We start from the raw sequence: 19220 nt of genomic DNA, 5'->3' as shown, positions 1-19220 counted from the left end.
TGTAAAAGTAGTGAAAAAACAGAATTAGAAAAAATAACATTTCATATTTAATCAGCTATTTTATTCAGGCAGGCTTAAGATTAATTTAATTTTAACTAAATACAGTTTTTAGTGCTTTAAATTTATATAACAAACCTAAAAACAGGAAATATGAAAAAGAGAATATTGAAATTAAGCTTTTTAGCTTTAATGTTAACCACACTTACCGGTTGCGAACTTGCAGGAGATATTTTTGAAGCTGGCATGGGAGTAGGGATTTTTATTGTAATTGTTGTTATAGTACTTATAATATGGCTTATAAGTAAGTTTAGAAAATAAAAAAAAGCCCCGCTAAATGCGGGGCTTTTTTTTATTTTATTAATCGTTCATTGAAAGAAGGAACTCTTCATTGTTCCTTGTTTTCTTGAATCGGTCGTTTATAAAGTCCATAGCTTCAACCGGGTTCATATCTGCAAGATATTTCCTCATGATCCACATACGCTGTATTGTTTTCTCGTCAAGAAGAAGGTCGTCCCTACGTGTACTTGAAGAAGTAAGATCAATAGCAGGGAATATACGTCTGTTAGCAATCTTACGGTCAAGCTGAAGTTCCATATTACCTGTACCTTTAAATTCTTCAAAGATAACTTCGTCCATTTTAGAACCTGTATCAGTAAGAGCGGTAGCAATAATACTTAAAGATCCTCCTCCTTCTATGTTACGTGCAGCACCGAAGAAACGTTTTGGTTTTTGAAGCGCATTTGCATCAACACCACCACTTAGCACTTTACCTGAAGCAGGCTGAACTGTATTGTAAGCTCTTGCCAAACGGGTAATTGAATCAAGAAGTATAACCACATCGTGACCACACTCTACAAGGCGCTTAGCTTTTTCCAGCACTATGTTTGCAACCTTTACGTGGCGTTCTGCAGGTTCATCAAAAGTTGAAGCGATAACTTCTCCTCTTACACTACGCTGCATATCGGTTACCTCTTCAGGCCTTTCATCAATAAGTAATACAATCAGGTAAACTTCAGGATGATTTGCAGCTATAGAGTTAGCAATATCCTTTAAAAGCATTGTTTTACCTGTTTTAGGCTGGGCAACGATCATACCACGCTGACCTTTACCTATAGGTGAAAACAAATCAATAATTCTTGTAGATATAGTACTTTGCTTATTCGCAAGATTAAACTTTTCTTCAGGGAAAAGCGGTGTAAGGTGCTCAAAAGAAACCCTGTCCCTTACAACTTGAGGATCGTGTCCGTTAATTTTTAATACTCTAACTAGCGGGAAGTATTTTTCTCCTTCTTTAGGAGGGCGAACCACACCTTTTACGGTATCTCCTGTTTTTAGACCAAAAAGTCGTATTTGAGAGTTTGATAAATAAATATCATCCGGAGATGCCAGGTAGTTATAATCAGACGAACGTAAGAAACCATAGCCATCAGGCATCATTTCAAGAACACCTTCACTCTCAATAATTCCGTCGAACTCATAATCGGGTTCTCTGAAATTTTGCTTCTTCTTATAACTCGGATGATTAGGATTGTTTGCATTAGCACGTTCTATTTGCGCTAAACGCTCTTCTTCCGATATCTGAGCTTTTGTAGACTTACTTTCGGCAGGTTTTTGGTTTTTCTGCCTGTTATCCGGTATATTTTTTTTCCTGTTATCTTCTTTTGGCTGAGCAGGTGCTTCTGTTTTTGTTTCAGCAGCCGGCTGCTGTGTAGTTTCAGGTTCTTTTACAGGGCGCTGAGGTTTAAAGTCAGCTTTTTTTGCCACTATATTTTTCTCTTTTGCATCTTCCTGTATAACCGGTCTTGTTTCAACAACCTTTTCAGCAGTAGCTTTAGGCTCTTCCTTTTTAGGTAGTTCCTGTTTTACAGGAGCCTTTTTATTTACAGGGGCTTTATCATTAGCAATCCTTGCTCTTTTTGGCTTTTCCGCCTGTGGCGCAGCTGTTTCTTTTGCTGTTGCCGGTGCCGGTTCATCAAATAAAGGCTTTATTTGTGCCGGGTTTGCAGCCTGGTGGTCTAAAATCTGGTAAACAAGCTCGTCTTTTTTTAAGCCGCGGTATTTACTGATCTTAGCTTTTTTAGCAATTTCCTGAAGCTCGGGAAGCTTCATTTCTTTTAGTTCGGAAATATCAAACATGTATCAATGTTAAATTAAATTAATTGAGAGTGTATTCAAAATTTAAGTAAAAATAAAGTGAGGGTGTATTTTTTCTGAAATATAACGCTTCGGAGAATGAAGCGCTTACGGTTTTGTATTGCAATAATACGAATTTATTTTTACTATACAATAGCTATTTTTAAAAAAGAAACCATATTTTTGTGACCGAAAATAAGAAGTAATGTTACAGCGAATACAAACAGTATATCTATTTATAGCCTTTGTTGCTGCAGGTGTTTTACCTTTTGTTTTTCCTTTATGGGTTACAGCTGCCGGGGAAGAATATTTTTTTATGAAAAACCTGGCATTTATTGCGCTGTTTGGCCTTAGTACGACACTTTCAATTATAAGTATCGTATCGTTTAAGAAAAGAAAAAGCCAGTTTGTAATGGGCAGGCTTAATATAATATTAAATTTAATTTTATTAGGATTATTTATAATTCGGCTGCTAAACTTATCCGGAGAAACAAATAAGGATCTTATTGTTTCTGAGAAGGGTATTGGGATGATTCTTCCGATTATTTCTATCGTTTTTTTAAGCCTTGCCAATAAGGCAATCAAAAAGGACGAAGATCTCGTAAAATCAGTGGACCGATTAAGGTAAACCTTTTAACTTAGTTTATTAGTGCGTTAAAATCCCTGCTTTATAAGCGGGGATTTTTAGTTTATATAACTAATGAAATTCTACCGTAAGGAAAATTAAGTACAAAAATAAACCCCGCTAGTTGCGGGGTTTAATATATATGATATAAACATTTTATTATACATGCAACGCTCTGTTGTCAGTTGCAGCTAGCGCAGCCTCTTTTACAGCTTCAGCATACGTAGGGTGAGCATGAGACATTCTTGAAATATCTTCTGCAGACGCTTTAAACTCCATAGCTGTAACAGCCTCAGCAATTAAATCAGCAACACGGGCACCAATCATGTGAACACCAAGAACTTCATCAGTTTTTGCATCAGCAAGGATCTTTACAAATCCATCAGTATCCATACTTGCACGAGAACGGCCTAATGCTTTGAAAGGGAAGCTACCAGACTTGTACTCAACACCAGCCTCTTTTAACTGCTCTTCTGTTTTACCAACAGCTGCAACCTCAGGCCATGTGTAAACTACACCCGGTATCAGGTTATAATCAATGTGTGGTTTTTGTCCGGCAAGAGTCTCAGCTACAAATACACCTTCTTCCTCTGCTTTGTGAGCTAGCATAGCACCACGTACTACGTCGCCAATAGCATAAATATTAGGCACATTCGTTTGTAAATGATCGTTAACCTCTATCTGTCCTCTGTCAGAAACCTTAATTCCAGCTTTATCAGCATTTAGCCCGTCTGTAAATGGACGACGACCTACAGAAACTAAAGAGTAGTCACCATCAAGAGTGATTGTTTCTCCTTTAGCGTTTTCCGCCTGAACCTTTACTCCTTCTCCACTTCTCTCTACTGATTTAACTTTGTGAGAAGTATAGAATTTCATACCCTGCTTTTTAAGTACTTTGGTAAGTTCTTTTGATAAACCACCATCCATACCAGGGATAATCCTGTCAAGATACTCAACAACAGATACCTGAGCACCTAAACGAAGGTAAACCTGACCTAACTCAAGACCAATAACACCACCACCAATAACGATAAGATGCTTAGGCACTTCTTTAAGTTTAAGAGCTTCTGTAGAAGTAATTATTCTTTCTTTGTCTATTTTGATAAAAGGTAAAGAAGATGGTTTAGAACCTGTAGCTATAATAGTGTTTTTAGCTTCGATAACTTCTTCAGAACCGTCATTTTTAGTCACTTTAATATGAGTAGAGTCTTCAAATGAACCAACACCTGCAAAAACAGTTATCTTATTTTTGTCCATAAGGTATTTAATTCCGCTAACGTTCTGATCAACAACTCCCTGTTTACGGGCAATCATTTGCTCGAAGTTAACTTTTATCTCTCCCGGAATATCAATACCATGCTCCTTAAAGTGAGATATAGCATCATGATAGTGGTGAGAAGAATCAAGAAGAGCTTTAGATGGAATACAACCTACGTTAAGGCAAGTACCACCAAGTGTAGGGTATTTTTCTATGATTGCGGTATTAAAACCTAATTGAGCACAACGGATTGCAGCTACATATCCGCCGGGTCCAGAGCCTATAACGACTACGTCAAATGAACTCATAATATAACTTTTAGTGTGTTTTAATTTTGTAGGGCAAATTTAGTCAATATCATTTACATGATACCAAATAAAAAAGAGGAATTTGTATTCCTCTTTTAATAAATTGCCTAGCCGTTTCTTAAAATTCGTAATGACTATTCAGGAAAATGTACCTGTCACTATCTGATAGTGGTGCTGCTTTAGTAACCGTATCTAAATTAATGATATTCATGTTTTCCCCTGCCTTACTTACAGGCCATTGTGGTAAACCTTCTGCGTTAGGATTACCAGTTTTAATAAAATTGGCTATATATTGTTCTGCAAGTTCAGAAACCTTATAATCTTCCTTACTCCATTTATAAGATTCGTTCTTATCCAGATTCCCTAATAAATACTCAATATCCGAAGCATGAGATGCCCCAGACAAGGCTGCTGGCATTGTGTCTTTTTTCTGTTCTTCACTTTTCTCCTTAATACCACCTGCCAGTCCTTCTGTAACGTCTCCTAATTCAGACCTTAAGACTGGTCTTGGTTTGGCAAATTTATACACATAAGTTGGCTGTCTTGTTGTGTTTTTATGCAACTCTGCCCACTTCCATGTGCTAAAGACAATAAAATTATCGCTTGCTAATGCAGTAGCAGAGCTAATTACCTCTTCCTGAGTATTACCCGGGTATAACTTTAATACTTCCTCTGCTTTATCCCCAAACATCTGTTCAACTTTAGTTTTGTAATTTTCAGGATTTGGATACTGTCCCTGCATGAAAGCCATATAAGGTATTTCAGTAGAGGTCCATCCTGCAAGTAATGGTACTTTTGCCTGTTCGCCCGCAGCATATATTTCTGATGGAAGTTTAGGTAAAAAATAACCATCTACAGTTGCACGTGTATTGAAAGCTCCGGGCTTTGAAGCATCATCTAATAATTTTTCAGCAGGAATTGCCCTTAAATCTGCCAGCGATTTTGCTTTAACACGCTGTGCAAATTCAACACCGTGTTGCTCTGCATCGCTTAGAGGTATGGCATCAAGTGTAGGTTTTATCATAGCACCACTCTGCCCTATTGCCCCTGCTATAAGATCTCTGGATAAAGGGGAGGCCATTTGTGCCGATACGGATATAGACCCCGCCGATTCTCCCGCAATAGTAATTTTATCAGGATTACCGCCAAAAGCAGCTATGTTCTTTTTTACCCATACCAATGCAGCCTGCTGATCCAGTAACCCGTAATTACCGGATGCTTTATCAGGGGATTCTTTGGTTAATTCAGGATGAGAAAAGAACCCGAAAATTCCTAATCTGTAATTTACAGTAACCGTTACTATTCCTTTTTCAGCAAGGCTTTTGCCATCATAACGCCCTTCCGACCCGTCTCCGGCAATAAACCCGCCTCCGTAAAAATAAACCAATACCGGTAGTTTTTTACCCTTAGCATCAGCAGGTACCCAAACGTTCAGATAAAGACAATCTTCACTCATCCCTGAAGACCTAAAACTCATATCTCCAAAAACCGGTTTTTGCATGGCATTATCAGCAAACTTATCTGCCTTACGTATTCCGGGCCATTCAAGAGGAGGCTGTGGTGCTTTCCATCTCAATTCGCCTACAGGAGGCTGGGCAAATGGTATTCCTTTAAAACTGTGTATTCCTTCAGGTAATAAAACTCCTTCTAAAACGCCCTGTTCCACCCTAACTTCTAATTCATTTTGAGTACACGAAGAAACAAGTATACTTCCAAAAAGTATAAAAAGGTATTTTCTCATAATAATGCGGTTGGTTTATGTAAATATATTACAAAGTTATCACATTTGTGTTCTTCACTTCGCTAATCATAAAGGTACTATGTGTACTACCTATATGTTGCAAAGTAGTAAGTTTTGTCACCATAAACTCCCTGTACTCCTCCATATCTGCTACATATATTTTTAATATATAGTCATAATCCCCACTTACATGATAGCATTCCACCACTTCATCAAGCCTAACTACTTCCTGTTCAAAACGTGTAAGGTAGTCTTTAGCATGTTGGGTTAACTTTAAATGGCAAAAAACCACAAATCCCCTATTAACCTTTTTTTGGTTAAGCAAGGCAACATATTTACTGATAACCCCTTCCCTTTCCAGTTTTTTTATCCGTTCATAAACCGCAGTAACCGAGAGGTTGAGTTTAAGCGATAACTCTTTGGTAGTTCGCGTACTATCCTGCTGAAGTAGCATTAATATTTTCTTATCTGTTGTATCAAAGTTCATGTGAAAAATTTTCGGTTAAACTATTATTTAGTTATAAGAGGTAAAAAAATAAACTAACAATATCCAAATTTATAGATTAATTATCTAATTAAACACATAATCATTGATTTTTAGTTTACATTTTTGTCTCTTTGAAACAGTAATTTACTAAAATTTTAAAACAAATCATCATGAAATTCAACCCGGCTGACAATATTCAGGATCTGCAATATTTTGGAGAGTTTGGAGGAGTAAACCCTTCTATATCTGACTCATCAACTTATACATTCCTATCTGCAAAAACAATGTTCGATACATTTGAAGGTAATGCAGAAGGCTGTTATTTATATTCACGCCACTCTTCTCCAAGTAACCTATACTTAGGTCAGGCACTTGCTGCTATGGAAGGTACTGAAACTGCTAACGTTGCGGCTTCAGGAATGGGTGCAATTACACCTGTATTGCTACAGCTTTGCGGAGCCGGAGATCATATCGTTTCCAGCCGTACTATATATGGAGGAACATATGCTTTCATGAAAAACTTTTTACCAAAGCTAAACATCAATACGTCTTTTGTAGATATTACCAAACTTGATGTAGTTGAGGCAGCTATTACGTCTAACACTAAAGTTTTATACTGTGAGACCGTTAGTAACCCTCTTCTTGAGGTAGCTGATATTGAAAGTCTTGCTAAAATTGCAAAAAAACACAACCTTAAGCTTGTTGTAGACAATACTTTCTCTCCTCTTTCTGTATCACCTGTTAAACTGGGTGCTGATGTAGTTATACACAGTCTTACCAAATTTATTAACGGAAGTAGTGATACTGTAGGTGGTGTTACATGTGGTACTCAGGAATTTATTGATGCCCTGCGTAATGTAAACGACGGTGCAAGTATGCTTTTAGGCCCTACAATGGACAGCCTTAGAGCGGCAAGTGTACTTAAAAATCTAAGGACTCTACATATAAGAATGAAACAACACAGCCATAATGCTATGTATCTGGCTGAACGTTTTGAAAAAGACGGGTTAAAAGTTGTTTACCCTGGTCTTGAAAGTCATCCAAGCCACAAACTTTACAAGGGTATGATTAACCCTGAATATGGTTTTGGAGGTATGATGACAGTTGATGTTGGTACTCTTGACAAAGCTAACGAGCTTATGGAGCTTATGCAGCATAAAAATCTTGGTTACCTGGCTGTGAGTTTAGGTTTCTACAAAACATTATTTAGTGCTCCGGGAACTTCCACTTCAAGCGAAATACCAATGGATGAGCAAAAAGAAATGGGATTAACTGATGGTCTTATCCGTTTTTCAATAGGACTTGATAACGATATTGAAAGAACTTATAATATGATGAAGAGCTGTATGCAGGAGCTTGGAGTATTATAATTATTCAAACAAACATAAACAACTGAAAACCGTTTCTTAGGAAACGGTTTTTTATTTTATTCAAAAAACGTTATTAATTCTACCTCTTTTGTAACTATTCAGCAATAAATACTACTAATTACTATTATTATATTTCAGCAAAAGTTAGAGTTTAACTAAATTCGCCATAAATTATAAAAACATGAAAAAACTTTTATTGCTGTTCCTTTTATCGGGAATGGTTGCTACTGCACAACAAAACCTAACCATAGAACAGGCTACTTATGGGCAATATCAAGCCTATGCCCCTAAAAGCCTTACAGCCCCACAATGGAGAAAAGATGCAAAAACCATCACCTATCTTGACAATACCTATTCTAAATTAATGTCAAGAAGTGAAGACGCTAAATGGGAAGAAAAAACATTTCTTACAAAGCAAGAACTTACTTCGGCACTTAAAAATAAATACCCTTCAGAATTTTTCAATTTCCAGATATTCCCTTACCAATATAAATGGGAAGACAAAAACACTATTGCTTTTGAAGCAGCAGGATCTAACGGAAACTATCTTGTTCTTTTTGATGTAGAGAAAAAAGAAGTAAAGCATGCAATAGCAATTGCGGCAGATGCCAGCCAACAGATAATGGCTCCAAACGGTACTTCAGCAGCATGGCTTAAAGAAAACAATATCGTAATAACTACAGAAAATGGACAAAATACCAATGTTACTAACGATACTGATAAAGGTATTGTAAACGGGAGTGATTATGTACACCGTCAGGAATTTGGTATCAACAAAGGTATGTGGTGGTCTCCGGACAGCAAAATGCTTTTATATTACCGTAAAGACGAAACCGTGGTTGCTGATTACCCTTTAGTGGATTTCGGTCAGCGTATTGCTACAGAAAAAGATATTAGATACCCTATGGCGGGTATGAAAAGTGAAGAGGTTACACTTGTTGTTTACAATGTAGCAAACAACAGTAAAACTACTTTAAAAACAGAAGGGCCAAAAGAGCAGTTCTTAACCTGTGTTACATGGAGTCCTGATAACAAATATATTTATGTAGGTGTACTTAACCGCGAGCAAAATCATCTTAAACTTAATAAATATGAAGCTACAACCGGTAATTTTGTAAAAACTCTTTTTGAAGAGCAGTCTTCAACCTATGTTGAGCCTTTACACCAACTTACTTTTGTTCCTAACAGCAATACCGAGTTTTTATACAGAACAGAAAAAGACGGATATGAGCAATTATACCTTTATAACACTGACGGTAAGCTACTTAAAAACTTAGGTTATAACGATGTTGTTGTTACAGAGTTATTAGATTTTGATGTTAAAGGTAAATCGGTATGTTATGTTGGTACTGCAAATAATGGATTAGACAGACATTTATACCAGGTAAACCTTAAGTCTAGTAAAACAACACAAATCACTACAGGTTCGGGAACACACTCTGTAATGGTTAGTAGCGACGGTGCTTTAGCTTTAGACAGCTTTAGTAATACCACTACTCCTAATGATGTAAGCATTATAAATACAGCTAACAAAAAAGTAACTTCTCTATTTAAAGCTAATAACCCATATACAGGTATAACAGAGTTGCCTAAAATGGAACTCGTAACAATTACTGCAGCCGATGGAAAAACTCCTTTAAATGGCAGATTAATTTATCCTGGTAATTTTGATGCTAACAAACAATATCCGGTAATGGTATATGTTTACGGAGGTCCTCATGCACAATTGGTTAATAACGATTGGTTAGGAGGCGCATCATTATTTGATTACTATATGGCTCAGCAAGGTTATGTGGTATTTACACTTGACAACAGAGGTAGTGATGCCCGTGGCCGTGACTTTGAGCATGTTATACATAGAAACTTAGGCCAAAATGAAATGGCTGACCAAATGAAGGGTATAGAATTCCTCAAATCAAAATCTTTTGTAAATCAGGATAAGATAGGAGTTTATGGCTGGAGTTTTGGTGGTTTTATGGCTACTTCATTAATGCTTAACCACTCTGATACTTTTAAAGTTGGTGTTGCAGGAGGTCCGGTTTGCGACTGGAAATATTATGAAGTAATGTATGGTGAGCGCTATATGGATATGCCTCAGGAAAATCCTGAAGGTTATGAGAAAGCCTGTATAGTTAATAAAGCAGGTCAATTAAAAGGAAGACTTTTAATGATACACGGGGCTCAGGATAATGTAGTTGTTCAGCAACACAGTATGGAGTTCATCAACGCTTGTATTACTGCCGGCAAACAGGTTGACTACTTCCTTTACCCTACTCACGAACATAATGTTCGCGGAAAAGACAGGATTCACCTGAACCACAAAATAGCCGACTATTTTGAAACATATTTAAAATAAAAATTAAGGAGTCCAAATGGGCTCCTTTTTTATTCCCTTATAATAAACAAAATAAAATGTCGTTATTCTGTTAATACATTTAAATAAAATGTATATTTACAATATGTATAATAAAGAGCTAACAAAAGGAACATTACAGCCCATTATCCTGAAATTGTTGAACGACAAAGGAAAAATGTATGGTTATGAAATTACCCAAACGGTGAAAGACATAACGAAGGGGAAAATAGATATATCTGAAGGTGCCCTCTACCCTATACTGCACAGACTGGAAGCCGAAGGCATACTTAATACCGAAAAAGTATATATAGGCAAAAGGGTTAGAAAATACTACCAGGTTACCGATGATGGTAAAAAAGCTGCTGAAAAAGTTACAGTTGAGCTTACTAATTTTATTGAAACTCTTTCTATAATTTTTAAACAAAAAGAACTGGCAAAATGAGACTAACAGAACAGCAAATAGATTTTATTTCAGATAATCTGAAACTTTACGGATTAACATCTGAAGAATTGCATAATGATGTATTAGATCATATCTGTACTTATATTGAAAACAGGGAATTTGACGATTTTGATACAGCATATAAAAAAGCAATCAAGAATTTTGGCGGATACAGTGAAATAAGAGCTTTACAAAGAAATGCTTATTTAGAAACGATGTTTAAAAAAAACATGAGACGAGAAAAAGCTGTATCAATATCCGGTTTTATAAGCAGTTCATTAATTTGTATAGGCATGTTGTTTAAATTTATGCATTGGCCATTTGCAAGTATATCATTAGCAATAGGCTTTTTACTATTAATTACTACTTTTCTTCCCTTATATTTTTATCATAGATATAAACTTGCATATATAAGAAACTCATAAAACAATAATAATCAATAATTATAAGGCTAATAGCCTTATTTTTTAACATCTATACATTTTATAAAAATGCATTTAAATAAATATTATTAACTATAAAACCTTTAAAATTATGAAAAAGCTATTTTATGTAACTGGCTTCTTTGCTTTCTTTTTGATTGGGAATGGCATCCTTTTTAAAATTATGCACTGGCCCTCAGCAAGCATACAGCTATGCATGGGTGTTTTACTTTTAAATTTAGGATACCTGCCTGCTTATTTCTATAATAAGTACAAGGCTAACGCTTAGAATCACGAATCATATTCATAAGCTAAGCCTTATTTTATCAAGGATTTAGCTTATGAATTTATTTAAGAATAGTAAAAACTAAATAGTTTTTAAGGCATCAATCAGTAAATCGATATCTTCTTTGGTATTGTAATGGCTAAAGGAAATCCTTAAAGAAGGTTTGTTAATATCTTCTTCCGACAGCATTTCCTGTAACACATGTGAGGGCCTTATACTACCACTCTGGCATGCACTACCTCGCGATACGGCAATTCCCTTCATATCAAGATTAAAGAGTATCATAGAGGTTTTATCCTCTGTTAGCGGCAGTAATACATTGGTTATATTATAAAAAAGATCTGCTCCTTCTCCGTTAATTCGATAACCGGGCATTACAGCATCAAGTCTTTCTTTAAAGTACTGTTTTAGAGAAGATATATAGTTTCTTTCTTCTTCAAGATTGTCATAAGACAATTTAAGAGCTTTGGCCATTCCTGCTATCTGATGAATAGCCTCTGTGCCTGCCCTCATTCCTTTTTCCTGCTCACCTCCGTAAATCATGGCATGCAGCGGGGTATTTTTCCTTATAAAAGCAAATCCTACTCCTTTTGGTCCGTGAAACTTGTGTGCGCTGGCAGCCATAAAGTCAATTGGAAGGTTTTGCAAATCAAATTCGGTCTTCCCTATTGATTGTACAGTATCTGAATGAAACCAGGCACCATACTGTTTACATAAAGTTCCTATAGCCTGTAAATCGGCTATTACTCCTGTTTCATTATTTACATGTATCAGGCTAACTAAAGTTGGTATGTTTTCAGCAAGCATCTCTTCCAGATGATTTAAATTAAACGATCCGTCAGGGTTTAAATCAACATACTTTGCTTCTATGCCATACTCCGCCACTAAAACCTCAACAGTATGTAACACCGCATGATGCTCTGTTCTTGCGGTAATTATACGTTTAACCTTTAAATCTTTTACAGCACTCCTTAATATCCAGTTATCAGCTTCTGTACCCCCCGAAGTAAAAATTATCTCCCTTGCTTCTGCCTTAATAAGTGAGGCTATAGTTTTTCTTGCTGTTTCAATTAAAACTTTTGCAGCACGCCCATAGCTATGGGTTGATGAAGGATTACCGAAATTTTCTGTCATAACAGCAGCCATTTCCTGTATTACTTCAGGACGCATAGCCGTTGTAGAGGCATTATCAAGATATGCTTTTTTCATAGCAGCAAAATTACTTAAAATGTATAAAAAATCATTCCTGTATCCTATAGATACTTAAAAACGTTTTACTAACTCGCTAAAAACATTATTTTTGTTGAAAAATACATTTATGAAAAAGCTCCTGGCTATTTTAAGCGTAATATTCTTTATAAGTTGTGATGACGGCGATATGACGTTTAAAAGTTTTGATTTTGGTGATGCAACCCTACAGTACTGTTCGCAAAATAACCTTATATATAAAGTTAACGGTACCGAAATGCTTATTCTTGATATCCCTTCATCATATTTTGCTAATGTAGAAAGTGGAGAAGAAGGAGAAGATATTGTTATAGGTAATAACAACAAGGTAATTTACCGAAACTATAATAGTACTGCTAACTCATCGGTTATATGCAGTGACATCCCGCCTTCATCTCCTATAGTGGTTGAAGAATGGAATGCATCTGCAGGAGGAACACTAAAAATTATAACCGAAAAACTGGATAATAATAGCTATCAGCACATTATTAAAATAGTTTATCTTGAATTTATTAATGGTGAGCAAAGTACAGTTATAGAGAATCAGAATTTTGGCACTTATACTACAGAGCCAAGTTATAATTTTGAATTTATAACTGACAGTAACGGGAATGAGATTGATGTACTGCATTGCGATGGCGATGCCGGTTTAATATTTAAGTATAATGCTTCCTACGAAGCCCTTAAACTGGATTTAACTCCAGAGGTAAAAAACACTCTTTTTATAAACGAGGTAACTCAGGAAGATGAATACAGGGTATATGAGTTTGATGAAAACAACAGGATTATTTTTGATATCTATTCAGGCAGCCTTTCATCAGACGTAATTTGCAGTAATGTACCTCCTGTTAATCCGGTTACTCTGGAAAGATGGAATGGTGATGGAGGAGAAATAAGGGTAAGGACCACCATTAGTGAAATTGACGGTTCTTATGAACATCATATAGCTTTAGTGGGGATAACATTTATAAACTCAGGCAATACAGAAGAAACATTTGAGATTCAGGAATATTATCCTGAAGACGAAACAGAATATCCTTTTGGGGTTTATCCATAATAAAAAAGGCAGCGTTAAGCTGCCTTTTTTATTTATCTGTTAGGATTCTGTTTTATGTATACCTCTGTAGCACCAAGGCCATATTTTTGATAATTGGCATCACCAAATACAATATTATCATACCTGCCCAATAAAAAATCGAGCTCGGCTTTTAGAATACCTTCACCTACACCGTGAATAAAAACTACTTTAGGCATCCTGTTTTTAATAGCAAAATCAAGCTGCCTTTTTGCTGTTTCGGTTTGCAGGGTAAGAATATCATAATTAGACATTCCTTTTTTATTAGGAACCAGTTTTTCTATGTGAAGATCTACTTCTAAAACAAACTCATCCTTTTTAGAACGTTTCTCTTTAACGAAACTTCTCTTTTTAGGTTCTTCCTTGTCTCTTAATACAGACGAAAGACTTTGAGAAGAAAATAAAGATTTCAACTCTCCTCCTCCGCTTATTTTAACCAACTCATGCTCCTCAAAATCAAGATCAAAACCTTCCTGAGTTTCTATAACAATTTTACCGTTTTTAAACCCTTTAACCTTTCCGCTAAAAGAATCATCCAAAACAGTTACCTCATCACCTATCTCAAACTTCTTCATCGTTCTTATCTTCATTTTCAGCATTTTTGCTTGGTACCTTAGCCATAAGCCTCATTAATCCTACAACAAAAAACACAAAGGCCAAAACCATTATTATTTGGTTAGGATGCTCTTTAGATTGTTCAAATAAGGCTAGGAAGGCCGCAGCAAAAATCAGTATTATATATACGGTTTTCATCAAGATCAAATTAAAGCATCAAATTTACTATATCTTTTTAAATAAAAAATCCCGCTCAGGGCGGGATTTAAATATTATGATTCTATGTATTACATTCTTGATAGCTCAGCTGCATTTGCAATTACAGAAATCATTAGGTATCCATAAGATAAAATCCAAACAATTGTAAGTATGCCGGCCCACATAAAATAGTTTTTAAGGTTACGTATAGATGATGTAAGTTTTTCTGTATCATTAACCTCAATAGCTTTCTTAACAGAAATAGAAAATTTGCATAAATATAAAACCGGAATAAAAAATACAACAGTACCTACAAGCATTAATATTCCTATAGAAGGCATTGAAGCAAAAACTGGATTTGCTCCCATCGCAGCACCTCCTGCCATCATACCTAATGACCCGAATAAGCTAAATAAGCAGCCTATAAAACCTATAATTGATAAAAATAAGCCCCAGTTAGCAGAAGTGTTTAAAAAGCCTTTTGCTTCTGCACTTAATTGAGATTCAAATGATTCAAATGCGGAATTATTTTCCATAAAAAAGTATTTAATTAATAATTGGTTATCGGTTTTTATTATTTTTCAAATTCTTTAAGCGTAGCTGTAATAATACTTATACAGTCTAAAAGCTGTGTCTCGTTCATTACCAATGGTGGTGCAAAACGAATAATGTTTCCGTGGGTAGGCTTCGCTAAAAGTCCGTTTTCTTTAAGCTTAACACATATGTCCCATGCTGTTGAACTGTCTTCGGTATCATTTATTACAATAGCATTAAGTAAACCTTTACCTCTTACTAAAGTAACAACATTGCTGTTGCTAATATATTGATTTATTTTTTCTCTGAAAATGATTCCTAATCTTTCCGCATTTTCAGCAAGTTTTTCCTCCTGCACCACTTCAAGGGCTGCAATTGCTACAGCAGCTGCTACAGGGTTACCTCCAAAGGTCGAACCATGCTGCCCGGGCTTAATAACATTCATAATTGCATCATTTGCCAATACTGCAGAAACCGGATAAGCACCTCCTGAAAGAGCTTTACCTAAAATAAGGATATCGGGTTGCACATTTTCATGGTTAACAGCAAGAAGCTTACCTGTTCTTGCAATACCGGTTTGTACTTCATCGGCAATAAATAATACATTATGTTCTTCGCAAAGTGCTTTAGCTTTTGCAAGATAGCCTTCTGACGGAACATAAACTCCTGCTTCACCCTGAATAGGCTCTACAAGGAAACCTGCAATATCCTTATCATTCTTTAAAGCATTTTCTAACGCTTCAAGATTATCATACTCTATCTTAATAAAACCTTCTGTATAAGGGCCAAAGTTTTTCCTGGCGTCTTCATCGTTAGAAAAAGAGATAATTGTAGTAGTCCTTCCGTGGAAGTTATTCTTACAAACTACTATTTTAGCCTGTTGCTCTGCAATACCTTTTTTCTCATAAGCCCATTTACGGCAAAGCTTAATAGCTGTTTCAACCGCTTCGGCGCCGGTATTCATTGGTAATACTTTATCAAACCCAAAATAGTTTGTTATGAACTTTTCATACTTACCTAACTGGTCATTGTAAAAAGCTCTTGATGTAAGCGTAAGAGTTTGAGCCTGCTCCATCATTGCCCCAACAATTTTCGGGTGGCAATGACCCTGATTTACTGCTGAATATGCCGATAGAAAATCATAATATTTTTTTCCTTCCACATCCCAAACATGAACACCTTCACCTTTACTTAACACCACAGGAAGCGGGTGATAATTATGTGCTCCATATTTGTCTTCTAAAGCAATGGCATCTGCCGAACTCAATTTTTCTAAAACTGACATTGTAATCTTAATTTTTAATTTTCACTTTACAATTCCTGCTTTGTTTTAGGAGAGAAATCATCCTTACTGCAAATTAATAAAAATTAAACGATTTATAGCTTAAACTGATTAAAATGTAAATAAAAATCCCTCACGCAATACTGCAGTGAGGGATTAGTAATTTTATTGTGTTTTTAACCTTAAAAGGTAACATCGTCGGCACTTGGACCATAGCTCCCTGGTATAGGTATATTAAGAAGCCTTAAATACACCCCTAATTGTGCCCTGTGATGAATTACCTGCGAGTGTGCCATACGGATAACATCATACTTAGGTTCTGTACTGTAAACCTGCTCTCCGTTACGCAGTGTCCAGGGCTCAGAGAATTGCTCGATGTTCACCCTGTTTAAAGCGTCTTTACCGTTTTTTAAAGAATCTTCAAAATAATCCAGTAATTCTCCTGTGTTCTTTACATCCTTAGGCTCATACGGATTATTGGCAAAATCCAGTTCGTCGGTATCTACTACCATGGCTACCCAACCCGGTAACTCGGCAACGTGAGATGCAAGTCTGCCAAGTGTCATGCTCTTAGGATGAGGCTGCCAGTCAAATTTTTCAGGAGGAACCCTGCTAAGCATTTTGCGGGTTGTTAAAGCTTCCTGATTCATTTCTCTTTGTAATAACTTAATTAAATCCATAACTGTTGTGGTTTATTGTTTGACAAGACAAAGTAAACCCTGGTTTGTGACAACAGTATGTCAGCAGCATTTTTAAGCTTCAATTTTTTTTGAAATTCTTTCCAAAAGCTTTTTTATATCTTTCTTTAAAGACTGAGGTTCAATTATTTCAGCATGATCGGCAAACATTATAAACCATCTTGCAAAGCCTTCTTCGGGCGATTGAGTTAAAAAAGTCATCTCTATACAATCGCCTACAGCCTTTTCCGAAACGAATCCATAATAATACCTGCGCTCCTGTATATACAATGCTATAGACTTCTCAACTCTTATCACTACCCGCTGCATGGTAAGTGTAGCCCTGGCCTCTTCTTTCATTTCGTAGTACTCCTTCAGCGAAGTTCGTTCCTGCTGTTGTTCATCGGTAAGGAATATATTTATTACCCTGTCAATTCTAAACTGCCTGTAGCTTTGTCTTAAATGGCAATAGCCAATAGTATACCAATTCTCATTTTCATGAAATATACCTATTGGTTCTATTTTTCTTTCAGAAGTCTGTTCATTACCAAAGGCCCTGTATTCCATCTTGACAACTAATTTATCTGATACAGCTTTAAGCAAAGTATCCAGTATATTACCGGGAGGTACAATATTCCGTTTTCTCTGGTTTACTATTATTTGATTTTCAAGATTCTCAACAAGGTCTTTTTCTGTCCCTCGCAAAACAGCTTTAACCTTATACATGGCAGAAGAAAAATGATTTTGTAGCGAAGCGTCGGTAAACTTTTCCATAAGTTTTTCAGCTGTTAAAAAAGCCATCGCTTCTTCCCTGGAAAACATAACAGGAGGTAGCCTGTACCCGTCTACTATAGAATACCCTACACCTGCTTCACCATAAAGAGGGACACCAGCCTCTTCTAGTGTACGGATGTCGCGATATACAGTACGAAGGCTTATATCAAACCTGTCGGCCAAATCCTGTGCCTTTACTACTTTTTTAGACTGCAGCTGTATCAATATTGCAGTAATTCTGTCAAAACGGTTCATTTGATTGGAGATTGATATGCCAAATATACAAATCCCTAAAATAAATAAAGCCCCTTAGCAAGGGGCTTTAAGTAACCTTTGTAATTTATCTAGTTCTGCACAAGCGTTGCATTCGACGTGATTTTCGTATTAAGCAGTCTTGATATAGGACAATTCGTTTCAGCTTTTTTAACCAGCTCCTGAAACTGTTCAGTACTTATATCATCAATTCTCGCTATTAATGACAAATGAGACTCGACAATACTACCATTTTGAAAGTCAATATTGCACTTTGTTTCAATAGATGCTACATCAAAACCTGCCTCATTTATATAAGCAGTTAACTGCATGGTAAAGCAACCTGCATGGGCAGCCGCTACTAGTTCTTCAGGATTAGTACCATTTCCATCCTCAAAACGGGTTTTAAATGAATATTGTGTATTGTTTAAAACACCACTTTGAGTGCTAATTTTACCGTTTCCTTCTTTTAATGAGCCTTCCCAAACGGCTGTTGCATTTCTCTTCATAAGTCGATTCTTTTTTATAGTTGTTTTTAATTCCTTATAAAGTTACTCAATTGCTAAGCAACATAGTATGAACAACTTAAATTTAACAAAAGATTAAAGTTGTAAGTCGTTACTCATAATCTTCCATCATACTCTGCAGTTTTAGGGTTGTATTCCAGTTTCTTGTAGTTGCACTTACCTTAAGCTTAGACTCTATAAGGTTATTGGAAAGTTTAGTTTCAGATGCTTTAGAAATCAGTTTAAAATATAGAATATCATCTCTTAATTCGATTATATCCTCTCCGATTGAACTCTGCTCTAGTTTTTCTATATTCTCAACTGAAGGTTTTTCCGAAAGGAAAGTTACATACAGCTTTTTAGTGCCTTCCTCCAACTCTCCTTTTTTGGCAAAAGGATTATTAGCCACTGCCCTGTTAACATCATTCATATCTATTACAAAAATAACTACTTTAAATCCGTATTGTTTTTCAATCATGGACTCAATAGCCGCAGCTATTTTTGATTTAGAAGTTTCATCTGACTCAAAAATCACATTACCGCTTTGTATATACGTTTTCACGTTTTTGTATCCTTCGGCATCCATGAGTTTCCTAAGATCCTCCATCTTTATGATTTTTTTTCCGCTAACATTTATCCCCCTGAAAAGCGCTAAGTATAAAGCCATTATTGTAGTATAAAGAGTTTAATTACAAAAATATTTAAATTTTAT

At 35.9% G+C, this 19220-nt stretch carries 21 protein-coding genes; 8 read left to right on the top strand and 13 right to left on the bottom strand.

Annotation, left to right across the window (positions count from 1 at the left end; all coding sequences use genetic code 11):
- The first annotated feature begins 150 nt into the window (after positions 1-150).
- Entirely contained in the window at positions 151-318 is a 168-nt protein-coding gene (locus NU09_RS17050) for a hypothetical protein (protein ID WP_165357649.1), read from the top strand.
- Between the two features lie 39 nt (positions 319-357).
- On the opposite strand, the gene rho is transcribed toward NU09_RS17050, so the two are convergent.
- Positions 358-2136 carry a transcription termination factor Rho gene (rho, locus tag NU09_RS02785; RefSeq protein WP_129749735.1) on the bottom strand — a complete coding sequence of 593 codons (1779 nt, stop codon included), beginning with the start codon at positions 2134-2136 and terminating at the stop codon, positions 358-360.
- Between the two features lie 202 nt (positions 2137-2338).
- Between rho and NU09_RS02780 the strand changes: the two genes are divergently transcribed.
- Positions 2339-2761 (top strand): DUF4293 domain-containing protein, encoded by a 423-nt coding sequence (locus NU09_RS02780; protein WP_129749734.1) that lies wholly within the window; start codon positions 2339-2341, stop codon positions 2759-2761.
- Between the two features lie 156 nt (positions 2762-2917).
- On the opposite strand, the gene lpdA is transcribed toward NU09_RS02780, so the two are convergent.
- From lpdA to NU09_RS02765, 3 genes are all read right to left on the bottom strand, one after another.
- The gene (lpdA, locus tag NU09_RS02775) at positions 2918-4324 is read right to left on the bottom strand and encodes a dihydrolipoyl dehydrogenase (protein ID WP_129749733.1); all 1407 of its coding nucleotides are present in this window, start codon (positions 4322-4324) and stop codon (positions 2918-2920) included.
- Positions 4325-4442: 118 nt separating this feature from the next.
- Complete coding sequence (locus NU09_RS02770; protein ID WP_129749732.1) at positions 4443-6065, bottom strand: carboxylesterase/lipase family protein; 1623 nt, start codon at positions 6063-6065, stop codon at positions 4443-4445.
- A 28-nt stretch (positions 6066-6093) separates the two neighbouring features.
- On the bottom strand, positions 6094-6552 hold the full coding sequence (locus NU09_RS02765) for an Lrp/AsnC family transcriptional regulator (RefSeq protein ID WP_129749731.1): 459 nt from the start codon (positions 6550-6552) through the stop codon (positions 6094-6096).
- Between the two features lie 170 nt (positions 6553-6722).
- Between NU09_RS02765 and NU09_RS02760 the strand changes: the two genes are divergently transcribed.
- The 5 genes from NU09_RS02760 (at position 6723) to NU09_RS17045 (ending at position 11431) form a co-directional block, all read left to right on the top strand.
- Positions 6723-7922: an aminotransferase class I/II-fold pyridoxal phosphate-dependent enzyme gene (locus tag NU09_RS02760; RefSeq protein ID WP_129749730.1), complete on the top strand. Its 1200-nt coding sequence runs from the start codon at positions 6723-6725 to the stop codon at positions 7920-7922.
- Between the two features lie 181 nt (positions 7923-8103).
- Positions 8104-10278, top strand: coding sequence for a S9 family peptidase (locus NU09_RS02755; protein ID WP_129749729.1), 2175 nt, complete (start codon positions 8104-8106; stop codon positions 10276-10278).
- A 103-nt stretch (positions 10279-10381) separates the two neighbouring features.
- Positions 10382-10720, top strand: a complete 339-nt coding sequence (locus tag NU09_RS02750; protein ID WP_129749728.1) for a PadR family transcriptional regulator — start codon at positions 10382-10384, stop codon at positions 10718-10720.
- Entirely contained in the window at positions 10717-11145 is a 429-nt protein-coding gene (locus NU09_RS17165; protein ID WP_242501813.1) for a hypothetical protein, read from the top strand. Before NU09_RS02750 ends, NU09_RS17165 begins: the two co-directional genes overlap by 4 nt.
- A 109-nt stretch (positions 11146-11254) precedes the next feature.
- The gene (locus NU09_RS17045) at positions 11255-11431 is read left to right on the top strand and encodes a hypothetical protein (protein WP_165357648.1); all 177 of its coding nucleotides are present in this window, start codon (positions 11255-11257) and stop codon (positions 11429-11431) included.
- Positions 11432-11509: 78 nt separating this feature from the next.
- On the opposite strand, the gene NU09_RS02740 is transcribed toward NU09_RS17045, so the two are convergent.
- On the bottom strand, positions 11510-12637 hold the full coding sequence (locus NU09_RS02740; protein WP_129749727.1) for a cysteine desulfurase family protein: 1128 nt from the start codon (positions 12635-12637) through the stop codon (positions 11510-11512).
- 109 nt (positions 12638-12746) lie between these two features.
- On the opposite strand from NU09_RS02740, the gene NU09_RS02735 reads away from it, so the two are divergent.
- Positions 12747-13712: a hypothetical protein gene (locus NU09_RS02735; protein ID WP_129749726.1), complete on the top strand. Its 966-nt coding sequence runs from the start codon at positions 12747-12749 to the stop codon at positions 13710-13712.
- A 32-nt stretch (positions 13713-13744) separates the two neighbouring features.
- On the opposite strand, the gene NU09_RS02730 is transcribed toward NU09_RS02735, so the two are convergent.
- The 8 genes from NU09_RS02730 to NU09_RS02695 form a co-directional block, all read right to left on the bottom strand.
- The gene (locus NU09_RS02730) at positions 13745-14320 is read right to left on the bottom strand and encodes a Smr/MutS family protein (RefSeq protein WP_242501812.1); all 576 of its coding nucleotides are present in this window, start codon (positions 14318-14320) and stop codon (positions 13745-13747) included.
- Positions 14292-14483 (bottom strand): hypothetical protein, encoded by a 192-nt coding sequence (locus NU09_RS02725; RefSeq protein ID WP_129749725.1) that lies wholly within the window; start codon positions 14481-14483, stop codon positions 14292-14294. Before NU09_RS02725 ends, NU09_RS02730 begins: the two co-directional genes overlap by 29 nt.
- An 89-nt stretch (positions 14484-14572) precedes the next feature.
- Positions 14573-15019, bottom strand: a complete 447-nt coding sequence (locus NU09_RS02720) for a hypothetical protein (RefSeq protein ID WP_129749724.1) — start codon at positions 15017-15019, stop codon at positions 14573-14575.
- Between the two features lie 38 nt (positions 15020-15057).
- Positions 15058-16302 (bottom strand): ornithine--oxo-acid transaminase, encoded by a 1245-nt coding sequence (gene rocD / locus NU09_RS02715; RefSeq protein ID WP_129749723.1) that lies wholly within the window; start codon positions 16300-16302, stop codon positions 15058-15060.
- A gap of 179 nt (positions 16303-16481) precedes the next feature.
- Entirely contained in the window at positions 16482-16979 is a 498-nt protein-coding gene (locus NU09_RS02710; protein WP_129749722.1) for a DinB family protein, read from the bottom strand.
- A 72-nt stretch (positions 16980-17051) separates the two neighbouring features.
- Positions 17052-18005: a helix-turn-helix transcriptional regulator gene (locus NU09_RS02705; protein WP_129749721.1), complete on the bottom strand. Its 954-nt coding sequence runs from the start codon at positions 18003-18005 to the stop codon at positions 17052-17054.
- 89 nt (positions 18006-18094) lie between these two features.
- Positions 18095-18511 (bottom strand): OsmC family protein, encoded by a 417-nt coding sequence (locus tag NU09_RS02700; RefSeq protein ID WP_129749720.1) that lies wholly within the window; start codon positions 18509-18511, stop codon positions 18095-18097.
- Between the two features lie 109 nt (positions 18512-18620).
- Complete coding sequence (locus NU09_RS02695) at positions 18621-19175, bottom strand: DUF1697 domain-containing protein (protein ID WP_129749719.1); 555 nt, start codon at positions 19173-19175, stop codon at positions 18621-18623.
- Positions 19176-19220 lie beyond the last annotated feature (45 nt).

Origin of the sequence: Flavobacterium beibuense (assembly GCF_004151245.1) — a bacterium.
GTDB classification, from domain to species: Bacteria; Bacteroidota; Bacteroidia; order Flavobacteriales; family Flavobacteriaceae; genus Flavobacterium; species Flavobacterium beibuense_A.
This window is presented reverse-complemented; position numbering and strand designations above follow the sequence as displayed.